The organism is Streptomyces sp. NPDC003027 (genome assembly GCF_053591435.1).
The window spans coordinates 14,069-32,734 of the sequence record NZ_JBSFTU010000035.1 but is presented as its reverse complement, the minus strand read 5'-3'; the positions used below and the strand labels follow the sequence as shown (position 1 = coordinate 32,734).

Genomic DNA, 18,666 nt, shown 5'->3' with positions numbered 1-18,666 from the left:
ACGGGGAAATGATCCCGATATGAGTGAGAAGTCTGTCATCGTCGGTGTGGACGGTTCCGAGCACGGTCTGAGGGCGCTGGCATGGGCCCTGAGCGCCGCCCGGAGCGTCGGCGCCCCTCTGGTGGTCGCCCATGTGCGTTCCGAGGCGCTCCAGCTCGGGGCCGCCCGCATCGAGTCGATCGGGGAGGCGCCCGAACTCTCCGACCCCGTCCTCGACGGCAGCCGCGCCTGGATCGAGGAGCGGACGAAGGGGCCGGGCGAGGAGCGGATGGAGGGCGGGGACGAAGGCGGGGGCGTTTCCGTACGGTACGAGTCCCTGGACGGCGCCGTGACCGACGCGCTCCTCGACCTCGCCCGGTCCGCCCGGCTCCTGGTGGTCGGTTCGCGCGGGCGCGGCGGCTTCGCGAGCCTGCTGCTCGGTTCCACCGGCCGCGCGCTGGCCTCGACGGCACCCTGCCCGGTCGTGGTCGTCCCGCACGAGGCCCGCACCGTCTCCCTGGAGAGCGGCGCGGAGGCGGGGCGGGTCCTGGTGGGGCTGCATCCCGACGAGACACCCGACGAGGTGCTCGACTTCGCCTTCGAGGCGGCCCGGCAGCGGGGGGTGGCACTCGAAGTGGTGACCGCCTACCGGTTGCCCCCGTCGCCCGTGCTGCTGATCGGCCCGCCGGCCCCCGCCCTGCAGGTGCCGCCCCCGCTGCCCGTGGACGACGTCCCCGAGCTCGTGCGCGAGACGGCCCTCCGGCAGGAGGAGCGGCTGCGGCCGTTCACCGCAAGGTTTCCGGACGTCGAGGTCATGCCCTTCGTCGTCCCGGCGGACGCGGCGGGGCGGCTCGTCGAAGGGTCCCGGAGCGCGGGTCTCCTCGTCGTGGGGCGTCACCGCAGGCACCGGATGGAGTCCCTCCTGATGGGTTCCGTCGCCCACGCCGTTCTGCACCACGCGCACTGCCCGGTGGCGGTCGTCCCCCCGGCGCCGTCACGCTGATGGCGAGAACTCGCCATCGCTTCCAGGGAGTCGCCGTCCCGCTCCGGTGGACTCGGTACGTTCGAGCCCCGGCGTTCCCGATCTTGAGGAGTATGGACGTGCCGCCCGAGCCCGCCCGTTGTCCGGTCTCCACGGACCACCCCGCGTTCTCGTTCCTCGACCGTGAGCGGGGCCCGGCCGAGCGGGCCGGGCGTCCGCCGGTCCCGCTCGATGCCGACGACTGCGATCTGCCGACTCCCCCGCACATCGTCGAGGCGATGCGCAGGGCCGCGAGAGAGCCCGCCCTGCACCGTCATCCACGCCATCAGGGCGCCTCCCTCCTGCGGGAGGCGGCGAGCGGGTTCCTGGCCGGCCGCTTCGGGGTCGCGGCCGACCCGGAGACCGAGGTGCTGGTGACGCCGGGCGGCCGGGAGGCCATGGCCCATCTGGCGCTCGCCCGGCTGGACTGGGACGACGTGGTGCTCGTCCCGGATCCGGCCCCTCCGTCGTACGCGACCTGGGCGAGGTTCTGCGGGGCGGAGGTGGTGCGGGTCCCGTTGCGCGAGGAGAACGGTTTCCTGCCGGATCTGGACTCCATCCCGGCCGACGTGGCCCGCCGGGCCAAGCTGTTCTGGATCTGCTATCCCCACGACCCCACCGGCGCGGTGGCGCCGCGCGGGTTCTACGACGAGCTGGTCCGGTTCGCGCTGCGCCACGACATCCTGGTCGCGTCCGACGCGGCCTACAGCGAGATCTACTACGACACCACGCCTCCGCCGTCCTTTCTGGAGTCCCCCGGGGCGATGGCGTGCGGGATCGAGTTCCACTCGCTGTCCAAGGCGTACAACATGCCGGAGCCGGGGGTCGGTTTCGCGGCCGGCGATCCGCGGGCCGTCGGCGCTCTGCGAGCGGTCAAGACGCATACGGACCCCGGTACGTTCGGCGCGATCCAGCACGCCGCGATGACGGCGTTGACCGACACCACGGGATACCCGGACCGGCTCCGGGCCACCTTTCGCGCACGTGTGAAGCTGCTCTGCGACGGCCTGGAGGAGGCCGGCCTCGAGGTGCTGCGACCGCGCGCGACCTTCCACGCCCTCGTCCGCACCCCCGCCGGCACGACGAGCGAGCGGTTCTCCGACGCCCTCCGCCACAAGGCGGGGGTGTCGTCCGTTCCCGGTACCGCCTTCGGGCCGGGCGGGGAGGGGTACGTCCGTCTCACGGTGTGCGCGGACACCGAGCGCCTGACGGAGGCGGTACGGCGGATCAAAGCCGCGCGCCTCGTCTGACCGCTCGGCCGGACGGCGGTGGTCCCGGGCGGCCGACCCATCCAGGGCTGGACACGTACGTGATCCCTGATCAACCGACGGACGGAACACACCATCCAACTAACACTGCTTCATCTGCTGGATCCACGAACAACCGGTTTTGTAAGAGGCGTTGACTAATCACCTCTCCCGCTCGTACGTTCAGCGTGTTGAACAGAGTCTGTCCGGTGGACTGAGAGGGACGCATGAGCCAGCTACGCCGCGCCTCACGCCTCACCGTCGCGCTCGGCCTGCTCGCGGCCTTGAGCGTGCCCGCCACCGCCCAGGGACATGGTTCCGCCCGGCACCCGGACGAGGGCATCGGCCGGGACATCAGCCGTGACACCCTTCCGGCCGGCGACGGCTGGGCGGCCGCCGACGGCGGTACCACGGGAGGAGCCGCCGCGGACGACGCCCATGTCTTCACCGTCCGCGACCGCGCCGGGCTCGCCCGCGCGCTGGACGGCGGCAGCGACACCCCGAAGATCATCCGGGTCGTCGGCACGATCGACGCCGACACCGACGACCGGGGCCGCCGCCTGGACTGCGACGACTACGCCACCGGCGGCTACGACCTGAAGACGTACCTGACCGCCTACGACCCCCGCACGTGGGGCGCCGCCAAGCCCTCCGGCCCGCAGGAGACGGCCCGTCAGGCGTCGGCACGGCGGCAGGCAGAGCGCGTCGAGCTGTCGGTGGGGTCGAACACCACGCTCGTCGGCGTCGGTGCGCGGGCTGTGCTGAAGGGTGCCGCCCTGAAGGTGGACCAGGCGCAGAACGTCATCATCCGCAATCTCGAACTGCGCGACGCCTACGACTGCTTCCCGGTCTGGCAGCCCAACAGCGGCGGGCTCGGGGACTGGAAGGCGGCGTACGACAACATATGGCTGCGTGGGGCGCGCCATGTGTGGATCGACCATGTCACCGCGTCCGACGCCGGCCACCCCGACGCGGACGAGCCGGCCTACTTCGGCCGGAATTATCTGCGGCACGACGGGCTCCTGGACATCACCAACGGTTCCGACCTCGTCACCGTGTCCTGGAGCCGGTTCACCGACCACGACAAGGCGATGCTCATCGGCAACGGCGACACGGCCGTCTCGGACCGCGGGAAGCTGCGCGTCACGCTCCACCACAACGAGTTCCGCTCGATCGTGCAGCGTGCCCCGCGCGTCCGCTTCGGGCAGGTCCACCTCTACAACAACCGCTACGTCGTGCCGCCCGACGCGCACGACTACCGCTACTCCCTCGGCGTCTCCACCGAGTCCGCCGTGTACGCGCAGAACAACGCGTTCACGACGCCGGGTCATGTGGAGGCCGCCGACCTGGTCAAGAGCTGGAACGGCACCGCGCTGCACGCGACGGGCACCCTCTTCAACGGTTTCCCCGTCGACCTGCTCGCCCTCAACAACAGCTACAACTCCGGCAGCGAACGCGACCTCACGCCGGACGTCGGCTGGGTCCCGACGCTGCACGGACCGGTCGACAGCGCCCGTGAGGCCGATCGTGCCGTGGCACGCGGCGCGGGCGCCGGTAAGCCCCTGTGAGCAGGGCACCCCTCGGACAGAAAGCGACCTGCGGACCTGTGGAGAGCACTGTGATGCTGTACGTCAGAAGCGGCCGCCGCGGCGGCGTCCGGGCCCTGGTGGCCGCGAGTCTCCTGATCGGCGGTCTCACCGCCGCGACTCCGGCCGTCGCCGAAGAGACCGGCACCAGGGACACCTCGGCCACCGCCGGAGCCACGGCCGCCGCCGAGGAAGTCCGGACGGCCGCCGCCGAGGAAGCCGGCCCGGCCGCCGCCGAGGAAGCCGGCCCGGCCGCCGGCACGCCGTGGGCCGACACCGCCCACGGCTTCGCGTCCCTCGCCGGAGGGACGACGGGCGGCGCCGGAGGAAAGGTCGTCACCGTCACCGACCAGGCGTCGCTCAAGCGGTACGCGAGCGCCCCCGAGCCGTACGTCATCCGGGTCGAGGGAGCCGTACCCGTCGCTCCGTTCGGCTCCGACATCGACGTGACCTCGAACAAGACGATCATCGGGGTCGGTACGACGGGTGAGATCGTCCACGGCGAACTGCATCTCGCCGCCGGCACCAGCAACGTCATCATCCGCAACCTCACCATCCGCGACTCCTTCGTGGCGGGCGACTGGGACGGCAAGACGAACGACTTCGACGCGATCCAGATGGACAGCGTCGACCACGTCTGGATCGACCACAACCGCCTCACCCACATGGGCGACGGCCTGATCGATCTGCGCAAGGACAGCCGGTACATCACCGTCTCGTACAACCGTTTCGAGAACCACAACAAGGCGTTCGGCATCGGCTGGACCGGCAACCTCACGACGCAGGTCACCATCGATCACAACTGGTTCTCCGGCACCAAGCAGCGCAACCCGTCCGCCGACAACTGCGCCTACGCGCACCTCTACAACAACTACCTGTCGGCACTGGTGGACGACGGCGACCCGGTCTGGTCGTACGGGAACTACGCCCGTGGCAGGACCCGGATGGTCATCGAGAACAGCTACTACGAGAACGTCCAGCACCCCCACCAGGCCGACGCCACCGCCGAACTCGTCCAGCGCGGCTCCGTCCTGAAGAACACCCGCGGCCGCCACGACGCCTGGGGGGCCGCCTTCGAGCCCCGGGACTTCTACCCCTACCGTCTCGATCCGGCCGCCGCCGTGCCCGCGCTGGTACGGAAGTTCTCCGGACCGCAGAAGACCCTCGGCGTGAACACCGTGCTCGACGTGCCCGGAACGTACCCGACGGTCCAGTCGGCGGTCGACGCGGTGCCGGCGGGCAACGACGGACGGATCACCGTACGCCTCGCACCGGGGACGTACCGCGAGAAGGTGCGGGTGGGCCGCGACCGTGACCAGGTGTCCTTCGTCGGCACCGGCCGGACGCGCTCGGACACGGTCGTCGTCTTCGACACCCCGGCGGGCGAGCCGAAGCCCGGCGGCGGCACCCAGGGCTCCTGGGGCAGCGCCACCGTCGTGATCGAGGGCGACGACTTCAGCGCCCGCCACCTCACCTTCGCCAACGACTTCGACGAGGCCGCCGTCGAGATCAACGGCGAGCAGGCTCTGGCGGTGAAGACCACCGGCGACAGGCTGGTCTTCGAGGACACCGCGTTCCTGGGGAACCAGGACACCCTCATGGTCGACACCCCCCGGCTCACCGAGCGCAGCCGCGTCTACATCAGGGACTCCTACCTCGAAGGCGATGTCGACTTCCTCTACGGACGCGCCACCGCCGTCGTGGAGCGCTCGGTGATCAAGGCGCTGAGCCGTGGTTCGGCCACCAACAACGGCTACATCACGGCCGCTTCGACCTGGAACGGCAACCCGTACGGGTTTCTGATCACCGACTCGAAGATCGTCAGCGACGCGCCCGCCGGCTCCTTCCACCTCGGCCGCCCCTGGCACCCGGGGGGCGAGCCGAACGCCGTCGGGCAGGTGCTGATCCGCGACACGGAACTGCCCGCCGCGATCAAGGCGTCACCGTGGACGGACATGAGCGGCTTCTCCTGGAGGGACGCCCGGTTCGCCGAGTACCGCAACACCGGGCCGGGAGCCGCGGTCACCCCCGACCGGCCGCAGATGAGTGCGCGGGAAGCCGCCGCGCACACCGTCACCGCCTATCTGGCCGGTACCGACGGCTGGGCTCCGCACCGGGCGCGCTGACCCGAGCCTCGCATTCCACTCTCCATCGAAGCGCTTCGACTCCGCTACTCCCCCTCCCTGGACACGCTGTACCTGGCGGGTTACCGTCTCCCTGGTCTGCGCTGCGAGGATCACAGCAGCCGGAGTCGAAGCGATTCACCACCTTTCACCGGCTGCCGGGAGTACGGATGGTCACCCTTGCCGAGGTCGCCCGGCACGCCGGAGTGTCCGCCAGCACGGTGAGCTACGTCCTGAGCGGCAAGCGGTCCATCTCGGCCGCCACCCGGCAGCGGGTCCGGGACAGCATCGAGCGACTGGGCTACCAGCCCCACGCCGGTGCCCGCGCGCTCGCCAGCAGCCGGTCCCGCGTCATCGCCCTCATGGTGCCGCTGCGGACCGACATGTACGTCCCCGTGATGATGGAGATCGCGGTAGCCGTCGCCACCACCGCGCGGACGCACGGGTACGACGTGCTCCTGCTGACCGGCGAGGAGGGCCCGTCCGCCATGCGCCGGGTGATGGGCAGCGGGCTCGCCGAGGCGACGATCCTGATGGACGTCCAGCTCGACGACGAGCGCCTGCCGCTGCTGCGGACGGGCGGCCGTCCCTCGGTGCTCCTCGGGCTGCCGGCCGACCCCTCGGGGTTGAGCTGCGTCGATCTGGACTTCGCGGCGGCCGGTGCGCTCTGTGTGGACCACCTGGCCGACCTGGGGCATCGCGAGCTGGCCGTCATCGGCGAGTCCCCCGGCGTCTACGCCCGGCACACGGGCTTCGCCGAGCGGACCCTGCACGGGCTGCGCGCCGGGGCCGCCGCCCGTGGACTCGACCTGCTCCACCGGCCCAGCGAAGGGGGCTACGACACCCTCTCCGGCACCCTCGCCCGCATCTTCGACGAGCGGCCCGGCACCACCGGCTTCGTGGTCCAGAACGAGTCCGCCGTCGAACCGCTGCTCACACTGCTCCGCCGGACCGGCCGGGCCGTGCCCGAGGACGTGTCGGTGGTCGCGGTCTGCCCCGAACAGCTCGCGGCCCAGGCGTCGGTCCGTCTCACCTCCGTGGCGATCCCCGCGCAGGAGCTGGGACGGCGGGCCGTGGAGCGCCTGGTCGCCCAGTTGGACGGCGCCGGTGACGACGGGGTGGAACTCCTCACGCCCGTGCTGACGGTCCGTGACAGCTCAGGCCCCGCGGCCCGGCCCATGGGCTGAGCACACGCACCGCGAGCCCGGCCCATGGGCGGAGAACCGCGCACCACGAGCAGGGCCCGGCACCGATGCCATTCCGGTGCCGGGCTCCGTCGTCGACGGGCGGGGCCGTCACGGGCGGACGGTGACCTCCCCGGCGCCGCCGGCCGCTCCGCCGCCCACCACCCGTACGTCGTAGGGCCGGTCGGTGCCGCTCGCCGTCGCACGTACCACGTCACCGGCGCGCGTCACGTGGAACGCCGCCGCCGGCTCGCCCCGGTGGTCGGGGACGGTGACCGTGCGGTCCACCGGACCGGGGGTCACCAGGAGGGTGAGTCCGTCGAGCCAGTCCCCGTCGGGCCGTTCCTCCTCGGCGCTCATCGGCAGGACGGTGCCGGGCCGGACGTACAGCGGCAGGCTGTCGTAGCCGTGGGTCTCCCGGCGCCAGCCGGGCCCGGTCACGGTCTCGCCGGTGAGGAGGTGGGTCCACTCCCCCGCCGGCAGATACACCTCGACCTCGCCCCCGGCGGAGAAGACGGGGGCGACCAGCAGGTCCGGGCCGAGCATGTACTGCCGGTCCAGGGTCCGGCAGGCCGGATCGTCCGGGAACTCGAGCAGCATCGGCCGCATCACGGGCACCCCCGTGGTCCTGGCCTCGACCGCCGCTCCGTAGAGGTACGGCATGAGCCGGTGCTTGAGCCGGGTGAACCGCCGCGCCACCTCGACGGCCTCCTCGCCGAACTCCCACGGCACGCGGTAGGAGTCGCTGCCGTGCAGCCTGCTGTGCGAGGAGAGCAGGCCGAAGGCGAGCCAGCGGGTGAAGACCTCCGGTGTCGGGGTCCCCTCGAATCCGCCGATGTCATGGCTCCAGAAGCCGAAGCCGCTGAGGGACAGGGAGAGTCCGCCGCGCAGCGACTCGGCCATGGCCTCGAAGGACGCCCAGCAGTCACCGCCCCAGTGGACGGGGAACCGCTGCCCGCCGGCGGTCGCCGAGCGGGCGAACAGGACGGCCTCGCCGGGCCCGCGCTCCTTCTCCAGGAGTTCGAAGACGGTCTGGTTGTACAGCTGGGCGTAGTAGTTGTGCATGCGCTCCGGGTCGGAGCCGTCGTGCCAGACGACGTCGGTCGGCACGCGCTCCCCGAAGTCGGTCTTGAAGCAGTCGACGCCCTGGTCGAGCAGCGGCCTGAGCCGGTCCTGGAACCAGGTGCGGGCGGCGGGGTTGGTGAAGTCGACCAGCGCCATGCCCGGCTGCCACAGGTCCCACTGCCAGATGTCGCCGTTCGGGCGTTTGACCAGGTAGTCGCCGGCCATGCCTTCGGCGAAGAGGGTGGACTTCTGGGCGATGTACGGGTTGATCCACATGCCGATCCGCAGCCCGCGTTCCTTGAGGCGGGCGAGCATCCCGGCGGGGTCGGGGAAGGTTTCGGGGTCCCACTGGAAGTCCGACCACTGGTAGGCGCGCATCCAGAAGCAGTCGAAGTGGAAGACCGAGAGCGGGATGTCCCGTTCGGCCATGCCGTCGACGAAGGAGGCGACGGTCGCCTCGTCGTAGGCGGTGGTGAAGGAGGTGGTCAGCCACAGGCCGAACGACCAGGGCGGTGGCAGGGCCGGGCGGCCGGTCAGCGCGGTGTAGCGGGTGAGGACGTCCTTCGGCGTGGGGCCGGCGACGACGTAGTACTCCAGGCTCTGGTCCTCGACGCTGAACTGCACCTGCCCGACCGACTCCGAGCCGATCTCGAAGGAGACCTTGCCGGGGTGGTTGACGAAGACGCCGTAGCCGCGCGAGGAGAGGTAGAACGGGATGTTCTTGTACGCCTGCTCGCTGCTGGTGCCGCCGTCCGCCTGCCAGATGTCCACGCTCTGGCCGTTCTTGACGAACGGGGTGAACCGCTCGCCGAGGCCGTAGACGTTCTCGCCGACGCCGAGCGCGAGCTGGACGGCCATGTGATGGGCCCCGTCGCCGGTGGTGACGAAGGCCGTGCCCTTGCCGCCGGACGAGGTCAGCGGGCGGCCGTCGGTGTCGGCGAACTCCAGGGCCCAGGGCCGCGAGCGGTCCAGGCGCAGCCGCAGCGGGCCCGTGGTCAGCTCGACGACGGGCCCGTCGCTGTGCACGGCCGCCGCTGCCGGGCCGTCGCCCGGCAGCGTGAAGTCCGGGCCGTGGTGTGCCTTGCCGGCGTGGTGGGTGACCCGGACGCCGATCACGCCCTCGGCGGGCGAGAAGCATTCGACGGTGATGAGGGCCGAGTTCAGGGTGTCACCCCGGGAGCGGACCCGTTTGACGGAGGCGTAGGCCGTGAAGTGGTCGGCGCTCAGGTGCAGGTCGCGGACTTCGGTCGCGTACGAGGCGTGGACACCCTCGCGCATCAGCCAGAAGCCGTCGGTGAACTTCATCGTGGTCCTTGGGGTCTCGGGCGAGTCGCGCGCGCTATTAGTTATGACAGAAAACAAATCTGGTGACCAGCCCCGGACGTGACATTTCACCGCGCGGCGGCGCCCCGGCTCGGCACGCACCCAGGCTCGCCCGGGACCGCCGCCGCAGCAAGCGCTTTCTAAAACTCTGCGCGAAGCATTGACGAAACATGAACGCCCCCCTAGCTTCATCGCATTGCACTTCGTACGTCATATATGAGACGCGATACATGAGATCTGAGAGTGCGTCATGGCCTTCGCCCCCAGCCCGATCCCGTCCCGTACCCAGTTCGTCCTGGAGGCGGTCAAACACGACATCCTGACCGGCGGGCTCAGACCCGGCCAGGCCTTGGTGGAGACCGAACTCGCCGCCCGCTTCGGGGTGTCGAAGACCCCGGTGCGCGAGGCGCTCAAGACGCTCGCCGGCAGCGGCCTCGTGGTGATGAGCCAGTACAAGGGCGCCACCGTCCGGATGGTCGACGCCGACATGGCCCGCGAGGTCTACGACGTACGGCTGCTCCTCGAGCCCGAGGCGGTGCGCCGCACGGTCGCCGCGCGCGCTCCGCTCGACGCGGCCCAGGACGCGCTGCACCGGGCCGCCACCGCCCAGGACCCGGCCGAACGCTCCCTGGCCAACCGGGACTTCCACCGCGCGCTCTACCTGCCCTGCGGCAATCCGCTGCTCGGCCGGATGCTCGACGAGGTCCGCGACCAGGCGGCTCTGGTCTCCACCGTCGCCTGGGCCGCCGTGCCCTCCTGGGAGCGCGAGGCCGCCGAGCACGAGGAGATCCTGCGTCTGGCCGCCGCCGGTGACGTCACCGGGGCGGGCCGGGCCGTACACGACCACATCGCCTCCTTCGTCGAGCGCGCCTTCCCCCAGGACAGCCAGTGACCATGACGTTCGACACCCTGACGTTCGAGCCGCTGAAGGCGGCGCTCGCCGATGTCGTGGCCATCCCCGTCACGCCGTTCACCGCACAGGGCGCGCTCGACACCGCCGCGCACCGCGCGCTGCTGCGCCGGCTGCTCGACGGGGGCGTGCGCACCCTGACGCCGAACGGCAACACCGGCGAGTTCTACGCCCTCACCCCGCAGGAGCGACGCCTGGTCACGGAGTTGACCATCGAGGAGGCCGGCGACCGGGCCACGGTCCTGGTCGGCGTCGGCCACGACGTGCCCACGGCGGTCGAGGCCGCCCGGCACGCCCGCGACGCGGGCGCGCAGATGCTGATGGTGCACCAGCCGGTCCATCCGTACGTCTCCGAGGCCGGCTGGGTCGACTACCACCGGGCCATCGCCGAGGCCGTGCCCGGGCTCGGGGTCGTCCCCTATATCCGCAACCCCCTGCTGAGCGGCGCCAGGCTCGCGGAGCTGGCCGACGCCTGTCCCAACGTCATCGGTGTGAAGTACGCCGTCCCCGACGCGGCCCGGTTCGCCGGCTTCGCGCGGGACGCCGGGCTCGAGCGCTTCGTCTGGGTGGCGGGGCTCGCCGAGCCCTACGCCCCCTCGTACTTCGCGAGCGGCGCCACGGGCTTCACCTCCGGTCTCGTCAACGTCTCCCCCACCGTCTCGCTGGAGATGCGCGACGCGCTGCGGGCGGGTGACTACCCGGCCGCCATGAAGGTGTGGGAGCAGATCCGCCGCTTCGAGGAGCTGCGGGCCGCCAACGGCAGCGCCGACAACGTCACGGTCGTCAAGGAGGCCCTCGCCTCGCTCGGGCTGTGCCGCCGCGACATCCGGCCGCCGAGCCGTGAACTGCCCGAGTCCGCCCGCGCCGAGGTCGCCGCGATAGCCGCCGGGTGGCCGGTATGAGCCGGCGTCCCGAGGAGCTGCGCAGCCACCAGTGGTACGGCACGGACGGTCTGCGCTCCTTCAGCCACCGTGCCCGTACGCGCCAGCTCGGATACCTTCCCGAGGAGCATCTCGGCAAGCCGGTCGTCGCGATCCTCAACACCTGGTCCGACATCAACCCCTGCCATGTCCATCTGCGCGACCGCGCGCAGGCCGTGAAGCGCGGTGTGTGGCAGGCGGGCGGCTTCCCGCTGGAGTTCCCGGTCTCCACCCTCTCGGAGACGTTCCAGAAGCCGACGCCGATGCTCTACCGCAATCTGCTCGCCATGGAGACCGAGGAGCTGCTGCGCTCCTACCCGGTCGACGGGGCGGTGCTGCTCGGCGGCTGCGACAAGTCGACCCCGGCGCTGCTGATGGGCGCCGCCTCGGTGGATCTGCCGACGGTCTTCGTGCCGGCCGGTCCGATGCTGCCGGGTCACTGGCGGGGCGAGACCCTCGGGTCCGGTACGGACATGTGGAAGTACTGGGACGACAAGCGGGCCGGTCTGATCGGTGACTGCGAGATGGCCGAGCTGGAGAACGGTCTCGCCCGGTCCCCGGGCCACTGCATGACGATGGGGACGGCCTCCACGCTGACCGCGGCCGCCGAGACGCTGGGGGTGACGGTGCCGGGCGCCTCGTCGATCCCGGCGGTGGACTCAGGCCACGACCGGATGGCCGCGGCCTCCGGGATGCGGATCGTCGAGCTGGTGCGACAGGATCTGCGGCTGTCACGGATCCTGACCCGTGAGGCGTACGAGGACGCGGTCGCCGCCGTCCTCGCGCTCGGCGGCTCGACGAACGCGGTGATCCATCTGATCGCCATGGCCGGCCGTTCGGGGGTGCGGCTGACCCTGGACGATTTCGACCGCATCGCCCGGACCGTTCCCGTGCTCGCGGACCTCCGCCCCGGTGGGCGGTATCTGATGGAGGACTTCCACTTCGCGGGCGGTCTTCCCGGTTTCCTCTCGCGCCTCACCGATCTGCTGCACCTCGACCGGCCGACGGTCTCCCACACCACGCTGCGCGAGCAGCTGGCCGGGGCGCTGGTCCACGACGACCAGGTGATCCGGCCGCGCGAACGGCCGCTCGCCGCCGAGGGCGGCGTGGCGGTGCTGCGGGGCAACCTCTGCCCCGACGGCGCGGTGATCAAGCACATCGCCGCCGAGCCCCACCTGTTGAAGCACACCGGCCCCGCGGTGGTCTTCGACGACTACCGCACCATGCAGCGGACCATCGACGATCCCGCGCTCGGGATCACGGCGGACCATGTGCTGGTGCTGCGGAACGCGGGCCCCAAGGGAGGGCCGGGAATGCCGGAGTACGGGATGCTGCCGATCCCCCGGTACCTCCTGGAGCAGGGCGTACGGGACATGGTCCGGATCTCCGACGCGCGGATGAGCGGGACGAGTTACGGCGCCTGCGTCCTGCACGTCGCTCCCGAGTCGTACGTCGGCGGACCGCTGGCCCTGGTCCGCACCGGGGACACGATCACTCTCGATGTGGCCGCCCGCTCCCTTCATCTGCATGTGTCCGAGGAGGAGTCGGCGCGCCGGAGGGAGGAGTGGACACCGCCGCCGGTCCGCTACGAACGGGGCTACGGAGCGCTGTACAGCGAGCAGATCACCCAGGCGGACTCGGGTTGCGACTTCGAGTTCCTGGCGAGGCCGGGTACGACACCGGACCCGTACGCGGGCTGATCCGGCCGCGGTCAACGCCCGAGCACCCCACGCGGACACCCCCTCCGCGCCGCCCGATCCCCAGTTCCTCTTGTTCGTGATGTCGAACACCGTCCGCGAAGCGCTTCGCGCCCGAGAACGGAGCCGCCGTCATGGCCACAGCCGTGACCCAGCCGCCCAAGGCACCCAAGGCACCCCGCCGCCGCACCGGCGCGGCGCCCCGCCGACTGCCGTACCTGCTCATCGCCCCCGCCGGACTGCTGCTGCTGGGCTTCATCGCCTATCCGGTCATCAGCGTCTTCTACTACAGCCTTCAGCACTACAACCCGACCAAGCCCTGGCGCAACGGCTTCGCCGGTTTCGACAACTTCACACGCATCTTCACGGACGACCCGCACTTCTGGGGCACGCTGAGCTTCAGCCTGAAGTGGGTCGCCGTCGAGGTGACGCTGCAACTGCTGTTCGGCCTCGCGCTCGCGCTGATCGTCAACCAGACGTTCGTCGGCCGTGCGCTGGGCCGCGCCCTGGTCTTCTCGCCGTGGGCCGTCTCCGGCGTCCTGACCTCCGCCATCTGGGTGCTGCTCTACAACTCCCAGACGGGGATCACCCGCTACCTCGCGGACCTGGGTCTTGGCGAGTACGGCACGTCCTGGCTTTCCGACACGGCCACGGTCTTCCCCGCGGTCGTCATCGCCGACCTGTGGCGCGGAGTGCCGTTCTTCGCGATCCTCATCCTGGCCGATCTCCAGTCGATCCCGAAGGACCTCTACGAGGCGGCCGAGGTGGACGGAGCCGGCCCTGTGCGGCAGTTCCTCCACATCACCCTGCCGCACCTCAGGGACGCGATCATCCTCTCCACCCTGCTGCGCGCGGTGTGGGAGTTCAACAACGTGGACCTGCTGTACACGCTGACCGGCGGCGGGCCGGCGGGCGAGACGACGACCCTTCCGCTGTACATCGCCAACACCAGCGTCGACGCCCACAACTTCGGTTACGCCTCCGCGCTCACCACGGTGGCGTTCGTGATCCTTCTCTTCTGCTCGATGGTCTATCTGCGCCTGAGCAAGTTCGGAGGCGAGAGCAAGTGATAGCCCAGGAACACACCCTGACCGCACCGTCCGTGCCCTCCGCCGGCGCCGCGTCCGGCGGTCCGCCGCCGCCCCCGCCGCCCGTGCCCGCCCCCCGCCGGCGGCGCCGCGCCTGGGACGAGGCCCCGCGCTGGCAGATCTACCTCCCGCTGGGCATCTACCTCCTGTTCACCCTGATCCCCTTCTATTGGATCCTGCTCTTCGCCGTGCGGCCGGCCGGCTCGACCTCGCTGCTGCCCTGGCCGATGACGACCGAGCACTTCGAGAAGGTGTGGACCGAGCGCAGCTTCGCCACCTTCTTCCAGAACAGCCTGCTCATCGGCCTGGCCACCCTGGTGATGACCACCGTGGTCGCCCTGGCCGGCGGCTACGCCCTGGCCCGCTTCGACTTCCGGTTCAAGAAGGGCTTCATGCTGGCCCTCCTGTGCTCCCAGTTCGTGCCGGGCGCGCTGCTGCTGGTGCCGCTGTTCCAGATCTTCGCCGGTCTCAGCATGATCAACTCGCTGGGCAGCGTCATCATCGCGGAGACGGTCTTCCAGCTCCCGCTCTCCATGATCCTCATCAGCGGCTTCATCCGGAACGTGCCCTACTCCCTGGAGGAGGCCGCCTGGGTCGACGGCTGCGGCCGGTTCGCCGCGTTCCGGATCGTCGTGCTGCCGCTGCTGCGCCCCGGTCTTGTCGCCGTCGGCTCCTTCGCCTTCGTCCACTCCTGGAACCACTTCCTCTTCGCCCTGATGTTCCTCAGCAGCCAGGAGAAGCAGACGATCCCGGTCGGCCTCAACACGCTGATGGGCGCGGACAGCGTCGACCTCGGCGCGCTCGCCGCGGGCGGTGTCATCGCGGCCGTACCCGTGGTGGTCGTCTTCGCCTTCATCCAGAAGTGGCTGGTCACCGGGTTCAGCTCCGGGGCGGTGAAGGGATGAGCGCGGTCCACACCCCTCTGCCCGTGGTCCTGGCGGGCGCGCGCGGCCACGGCCGCTGGCATCTGCTCAACATCCGCCGGTTGGAACGTCTCGGCCTGGTCCGCCTGGCCGGCGTCTGCGAGCTGCGACCTCTCGACGCGGCGGAGCTGGAAGGGATCGGTACGCCGGAGCAGTCCTCGGACTTCGAGGCGCTCCTGGCCTCCACGGGGGCGCGGATCGCGGTGATCTGCACGCCGATCCAGACCCACACCGACCTGGCCCTGGCGGCCGCACGCCACGGGGCGCACATCCTGCTGGAGAAGCCGCCGGCGCCGTCGTACGCGGAGTTCCGCCGGATGGCGGACGGGGTGGCGGCGTCGGGCGTCGCCTGCCAGATCGGCTTCCAGTCGCTCGGTTCGCACGCCGTTCCCGCGATCCGCCGCCTGGTCGAGGAGGGCGCGATCGGCGAGCTCCTCGGTGTCGGCGCGGCCGGGGCGTGGGTCCGTGACGAGGCGTACTTCCGGCGCGCCCCGTGGTCGGGGCGCCGGCGGCTCGACGGCGTCGACGTCGTCGACGGGGCGCTCACCAACCCGCTGGCGCACGCCGTCGCCACGGCGCTCTCGCTGGCCGGAAGCGTCCGGGCGGAGGACGTCGAGTACATCGAGACCGAGCTTCTGCGCGCCCACGCGATCGAGTCCGACGACACCTCCTGCGTCCGGGTGGTGACGGCCCGGGGCACCCAGGTGACCGTGGCGGCCACGCTGTGCGCCGAGACCTCGTCGGAGCCGTACGTGGTCGTCCACGGCACCCGGGGCCGTATCACCCTCTGGTACAAGCAGGACCGGGTGCTGCTCCAGCGCGGCGGCCACGGCCCGGAGGAGACCGTCCACGGCCGCACCGACCTCCTGGAGAACCTGGTCGCGCATGTGACCGGCGGCGCGCCCCTGTGCGTACCGCCCGAGGAGACCGGCGCCTTCATGCGGGTCGTGGAGGCGGTCCGGCTGGCGCCCGACCCGGTGCCGCTGGCCCGGACGTACTGGCACACCGAGGCCGGCGAGAGCGCGCCGCGCCGGGTCGTCGCCGGAATCGACGGGCTCGTCGACCGCAGCGCCGACACGCTCAGCCTCTACTCCGAACTCGACGCCCCCTGGGCGCTCCCGACCAAGGCGGAGATCCGATGAACCCCGCGATCGTCCTGCGCTGCGCCGGCCGCCCGGTGGCCCGGTACCTCACCCGGCCGGAGCTGGCGCGCGACCACTCACCCCGGCCGTACCTCCATCCCGTCACCACCCTGGCCGGGGTGCGGGTCACCGAGCTGCTGCCCGAGGACCATCCGCACCACCTCGGCGTGGGCGTGGCCGTGCCCGACGTGGCGGGCCACAACTTCTGGGGCGGGCGCACCTTCGTCCGCGACCGGGGACCGACCGACCTCGACAACCACGGCGAGCAGCGGCACGACGGCTTCAAACTGCGCGACCCGGACGGCTTCGTCGAGGAGCTGAGCTGGACGGCGGCGGACCGGGTGCTCCTGCGGGAGCACCGGACCGTGGCGGTGGCGGCGCTGACGGACGCGGCCTGGGCGCTGGACTTCACCTTCTCGCTCACCAACGTCTCGGGGGAGGAACTGTCGATCGGAAGTCCGGCCACCAACGGGCGGCCGGGCGCGGCCTACGGCGGGTTCTTCTGGCGGGCCCCCAAGGAGCGGGCCGCTCCGGCCGTCTTCAGCGCGGACGCGGACGGCGAGGAGGGCGTGCACGGCGCCAGGGCGGACTGGGTGGCGCTGGCCGGTGAGGGCTGGACGCTGGTGTTCGCCGGCGCCACCGATCCGACCCGGCGCGACCCGTGGTTCGTCCGCGCCGCCGAGTACCCGGGGGTCGGCTCGTCCCTGGCCCACGACCGCCGGCTGCCCGTCGAGGCCGGAGGGACCGTCGTGCGACGGGTGGTCACCGTCGTCGCCGACGGCCGCCCGGACCGGGCCGAGGCCGCGGCGCTGGTGCGCAAGGCGGTCGGCGCATGAGCCGCCGCGCCAGCACCCGGGGGCCGGGCGAGCCCACCGGCGACCTGGGGAACGGGACGTACCGCAATCCCGTCCTGGCCGCCGACTGGTCCGACCCCGACGTGCTGCGGGTCGGCGAGGACTACTACCTCACCGCCTCCAGCTTCGGCCGCGCGCCGGGGCTTCCGCTGCTGCACTCCCGCGACCTGGTGAACTGGACGATCGTCGGCCACGCCCTGGACCGGCTGCTGCCGGAGGCGGCCTACGCGTCACCGCGGCACGACGGCGGCGTCTGGGCGCCCTCGCTGCGCCATCACGACGGCCGGTTCTGGATCTTCTGGGGCGACCCGGACCACGGCATCTGGCAGGTCAACTCTCCGTCGGCGCGCGGACCGTGGAGCACCCCGCACCTGGTGAAGGCGGGCCGGGGGCTCATCGACCCGTGCCCGATGTGGGACGAGGAGACGGGCGAGGCGTATCTCGTGCACGCCTGGGCCAAGTCCCGCGCGGGCGTCAACAACCGGCTCACCGGCCACCGGATGAGCCCGGACGGCGGCAAGGTCCTCGACGAGGGCACCACGATCGTCGACGCCGACCGCATCCCCGGCTGGTTCACCCTGGAGGGGCCGAAGCTGTACCGGCACGACGGCTGGTTCTGGATCCTCGCCCCGGCCGGTGGCGTCGCCACCGGCTGGCAGGGCGCCTTCCGGTCCCGGTCCTTCTTCGGCCCGTACGAGGAGCGGGTCGTCCTGCAGCAGGGCGACACGGACGTCAACGGCCCGCATCAGGGCGGCTGGGTCCGTACCCAGAACGGCGAGGACTGGTTCTTCCACTTCCAGCAGCGCGGCGCGCACGGGCGGCTGGTCCATCTCCAGCCGATGGGCTGGGGCGACGACGGGTGGCCGGTGCTCGGTGACGCGGGCACCCCCGTCACCGTGCACGCCAAGCCGGATCTGCCCGCGCAGCCGCCGTCCGCTCCGGCCGCCGACGACGCGTTCCCCGGAGGGCGCTTCGGCCGCCAGTGGCAGTGGACCGCCAACCCCGGCGAGGGCTGGACCACCCAGCACTCCGGCGACGGGCTGTGGCTCAACTGCGGGCGCACCGAACGGATCGACGACCTGCGGGCGCTTCCCCAGCTGCTCACCCAGCGGCTGCCCGGCCGGGCCGGCACGGTCGAGGTCGAGCTGCGGCTCGACAGCGAGGTGCCGGGCGCCCGGGCGGGGCTCGTGGTGCTCGGCGACGCGTACAGCTGGATCGGGCTGCTGCGCGGCGCGGACGGCGAGGTCCGGCTGGTGCACCGGTTCGCCCCCGTCAGCGCCGACCTGGAGCGGGACGCCGCGCACTCCCGGCCCGCGCCCGAGGGCCGGGCCCGGCTGCGGATCGCGCTCACGCGGGACGCGCGCTGCCGGTTCTCGTACGACACGGGTGACGGCTTCACGCCGGTCGGCGAGGTCTTCGCCGCCACGCCCTGGCGGTGGGTCGGAGCGCTGCTCGGCCTGTTCGCCGCCGCCCCGACGGGAACGGGGCCGGCCGGGACGGCCGTGTTCACCTCGTTCCGCGTCACCCCCTGATCTCCCCCCACGAAGGCCCTGCGAAAGACCCCGAACCACCCCGTACGTCCCTGTAGGACCCCGAGAGAAGAG

14 protein-coding genes are annotated in these 18,666 nt (G+C 71.6%); 13 read left to right on the top strand and 1 reads right to left on the bottom strand.

All coding sequences use genetic code 11. The features are described 5' to 3' along the window. Nucleotides 1-19 precede the first annotated feature (19 nt). From ACWDX6_RS22980 to ACWDX6_RS22960, 5 genes are all read left to right on the top strand, one after another. Complete coding sequence (locus ACWDX6_RS22980; RefSeq protein ID WP_451486756.1) at nt 20-982, top strand: universal stress protein; 963 nt, start codon at nt 20-22, stop codon at nt 980-982. A gap of 98 nt (nt 983-1,080) precedes the next feature. After that, nucleotides 1,081-2,250 (top strand): aminotransferase class I/II-fold pyridoxal phosphate-dependent enzyme, encoded by a 1,170-nt coding sequence (locus tag ACWDX6_RS22975; RefSeq protein ID WP_451486755.1) that lies wholly within the window; start codon nt 1,081-1,083, stop codon nt 2,248-2,250. A gap of 224 nt (nt 2,251-2,474) precedes the next feature. Beyond that, complete coding sequence (locus ACWDX6_RS22970) at nt 2,475-3,815, top strand: pectate lyase family protein (protein ID WP_451486754.1); 1,341 nt, start codon at nt 2,475-2,477, stop codon at nt 3,813-3,815. A gap of 53 nt (nt 3,816-3,868) precedes the next feature. Further along, a complete protein-coding gene (locus tag ACWDX6_RS22965; RefSeq protein WP_451486753.1) occupies nt 3,869-5,959 on the top strand; it encodes a pectinesterase family protein in 2,091 nt (696 codons plus the stop codon). A 167-nt stretch (nt 5,960-6,126) separates the two neighbouring features. Then, nucleotides 6,127-7,143: a LacI family DNA-binding transcriptional regulator gene (locus ACWDX6_RS22960; RefSeq protein WP_451486752.1), complete on the top strand. Its 1,017-nt coding sequence runs from the start codon at nt 6,127-6,129 to the stop codon at nt 7,141-7,143. 108 nt (nt 7,144-7,251) lie between these two features. On the opposite strand, the gene yicI is transcribed toward ACWDX6_RS22960, so the two are convergent. Further along, nucleotides 7,252-9,510: an alpha-xylosidase gene (gene yicI, locus ACWDX6_RS22955; RefSeq protein ID WP_451486751.1), complete on the bottom strand. Its 2,259-nt coding sequence runs from the start codon at nt 9,508-9,510 to the stop codon at nt 7,252-7,254. Between the two features lie 268 nt (nt 9,511-9,778). Here yicI and ACWDX6_RS22950 point away from each other — a divergent pair, with 268 nt between their 5' ends. The 8 genes from ACWDX6_RS22950 (at nt 9,779) to ACWDX6_RS22915 (ending at nt 18,594) form a co-directional block, all read left to right on the top strand. Next, the gene (locus ACWDX6_RS22950) at nt 9,779-10,420 is read left to right on the top strand and encodes a GntR family transcriptional regulator (RefSeq protein ID WP_451486750.1); all 642 of its coding nucleotides are present in this window, start codon (nt 9,779-9,781) and stop codon (nt 10,418-10,420) included. Between the two features lie 2 nt (nt 10,421-10,422). Beyond that, nucleotides 10,423-11,340: a dihydrodipicolinate synthase family protein gene (locus ACWDX6_RS22945; protein ID WP_451486749.1), complete on the top strand. Its 918-nt coding sequence runs from the start codon at nt 10,423-10,425 to the stop codon at nt 11,338-11,340. Beyond that, nucleotides 11,337-13,058, top strand: a complete 1,722-nt coding sequence (gene araD / locus ACWDX6_RS22940; protein ID WP_451486748.1) for an L-arabinonate dehydratase — start codon at nt 11,337-11,339, stop codon at nt 13,056-13,058. The genes ACWDX6_RS22945 and araD overlap by 4 nt, the downstream gene beginning before the upstream one ends. Nucleotides 13,059-13,189: 131 nt before the next feature. After that, on the top strand, nt 13,190-14,125 hold the full coding sequence (locus ACWDX6_RS22935; RefSeq protein ID WP_451486747.1) for a carbohydrate ABC transporter permease: 936 nt from the start codon (nt 13,190-13,192) through the stop codon (nt 14,123-14,125). Between the two features lie 83 nt (nt 14,126-14,208). Then, nucleotides 14,209-15,048 carry a carbohydrate ABC transporter permease gene (locus tag ACWDX6_RS22930; protein ID WP_451486788.1) on the top strand — a complete coding sequence of 280 codons (840 nt, stop codon included), beginning with the start codon at nt 14,209-14,211 and terminating at the stop codon, nt 15,046-15,048. Beyond that, the gene (locus ACWDX6_RS22925) at nt 15,045-16,208 is read left to right on the top strand and encodes a Gfo/Idh/MocA family protein (RefSeq protein ID WP_451486746.1); all 1,164 of its coding nucleotides are present in this window, start codon (nt 15,045-15,047) and stop codon (nt 16,206-16,208) included. Before ACWDX6_RS22930 ends, ACWDX6_RS22925 begins: the two co-directional genes overlap by 4 nt. Beyond that, nucleotides 16,205-17,044: a DUF6807 domain-containing protein gene (locus ACWDX6_RS22920; RefSeq protein ID WP_451486745.1), complete on the top strand. Its 840-nt coding sequence runs from the start codon at nt 16,205-16,207 to the stop codon at nt 17,042-17,044. Before ACWDX6_RS22925 ends, ACWDX6_RS22920 begins: the two co-directional genes overlap by 4 nt. Beyond that, nucleotides 17,041-18,594 (top strand): family 43 glycosylhydrolase, encoded by a 1,554-nt coding sequence (locus tag ACWDX6_RS22915; protein WP_451486744.1) that lies wholly within the window; start codon nt 17,041-17,043, stop codon nt 18,592-18,594. Before ACWDX6_RS22920 ends, ACWDX6_RS22915 begins: the two co-directional genes overlap by 4 nt. The last annotated feature ends 72 nt before the right edge of the window (nt 18,595-18,666 follow it).

Coding starts and splice junctions, on each gene's coding strand:
- ACWDX6_RS22915 (WP_451486744.1), top strand. CDS start 17,041: ATGAGCCGCCGCGCCAGCACCCGGGGGCCGGGCGAGCCCACCGGCGAC.
- ACWDX6_RS22935 (WP_451486747.1), top strand. CDS start 13,190: ATGGCCACAGCCGTGACCCAGCCGCCCAAGGCACCCAAGGCACCCCGC.
- ACWDX6_RS22920 (WP_451486745.1), top strand. CDS start 16,205: ATGAACCCCGCGATCGTCCTGCGCTGCGCCGGCCGCCCGGTGGCCCGG.
- araD (WP_451486748.1), top strand. CDS start 11,337: ATGAGCCGGCGTCCCGAGGAGCTGCGCAGCCACCAGTGGTACGGCACG.
- ACWDX6_RS22980 (WP_451486756.1), top strand. CDS start 20: ATGAGTGAGAAGTCTGTCATCGTCGGTGTGGACGGTTCCGAGCACGGT.
- ACWDX6_RS22965 (WP_451486753.1), top strand. CDS start 3,869: ATGCTGTACGTCAGAAGCGGCCGCCGCGGCGGCGTCCGGGCCCTGGTG.
- ACWDX6_RS22925 (WP_451486746.1), top strand. CDS start 15,045: ATGAGCGCGGTCCACACCCCTCTGCCCGTGGTCCTGGCGGGCGCGCGC.
- ACWDX6_RS22950 (WP_451486750.1), top strand. CDS start 9,779: ATGGCCTTCGCCCCCAGCCCGATCCCGTCCCGTACCCAGTTCGTCCTG.
- ACWDX6_RS22945 (WP_451486749.1), top strand. CDS start 10,423: ATGACGTTCGACACCCTGACGTTCGAGCCGCTGAAGGCGGCGCTCGCC.
- ACWDX6_RS22960 (WP_451486752.1), top strand. CDS start 6,127: ATGGTCACCCTTGCCGAGGTCGCCCGGCACGCCGGAGTGTCCGCCAGC.
- yicI (WP_451486751.1), bottom strand. CDS start 9,510: ATGAAGTTCACCGACGGCTTCTGGCTGATGCGCGAGGGTGTCCACGCC.
- ACWDX6_RS22970 (WP_451486754.1), top strand. CDS start 2,475: ATGAGCCAGCTACGCCGCGCCTCACGCCTCACCGTCGCGCTCGGCCTG.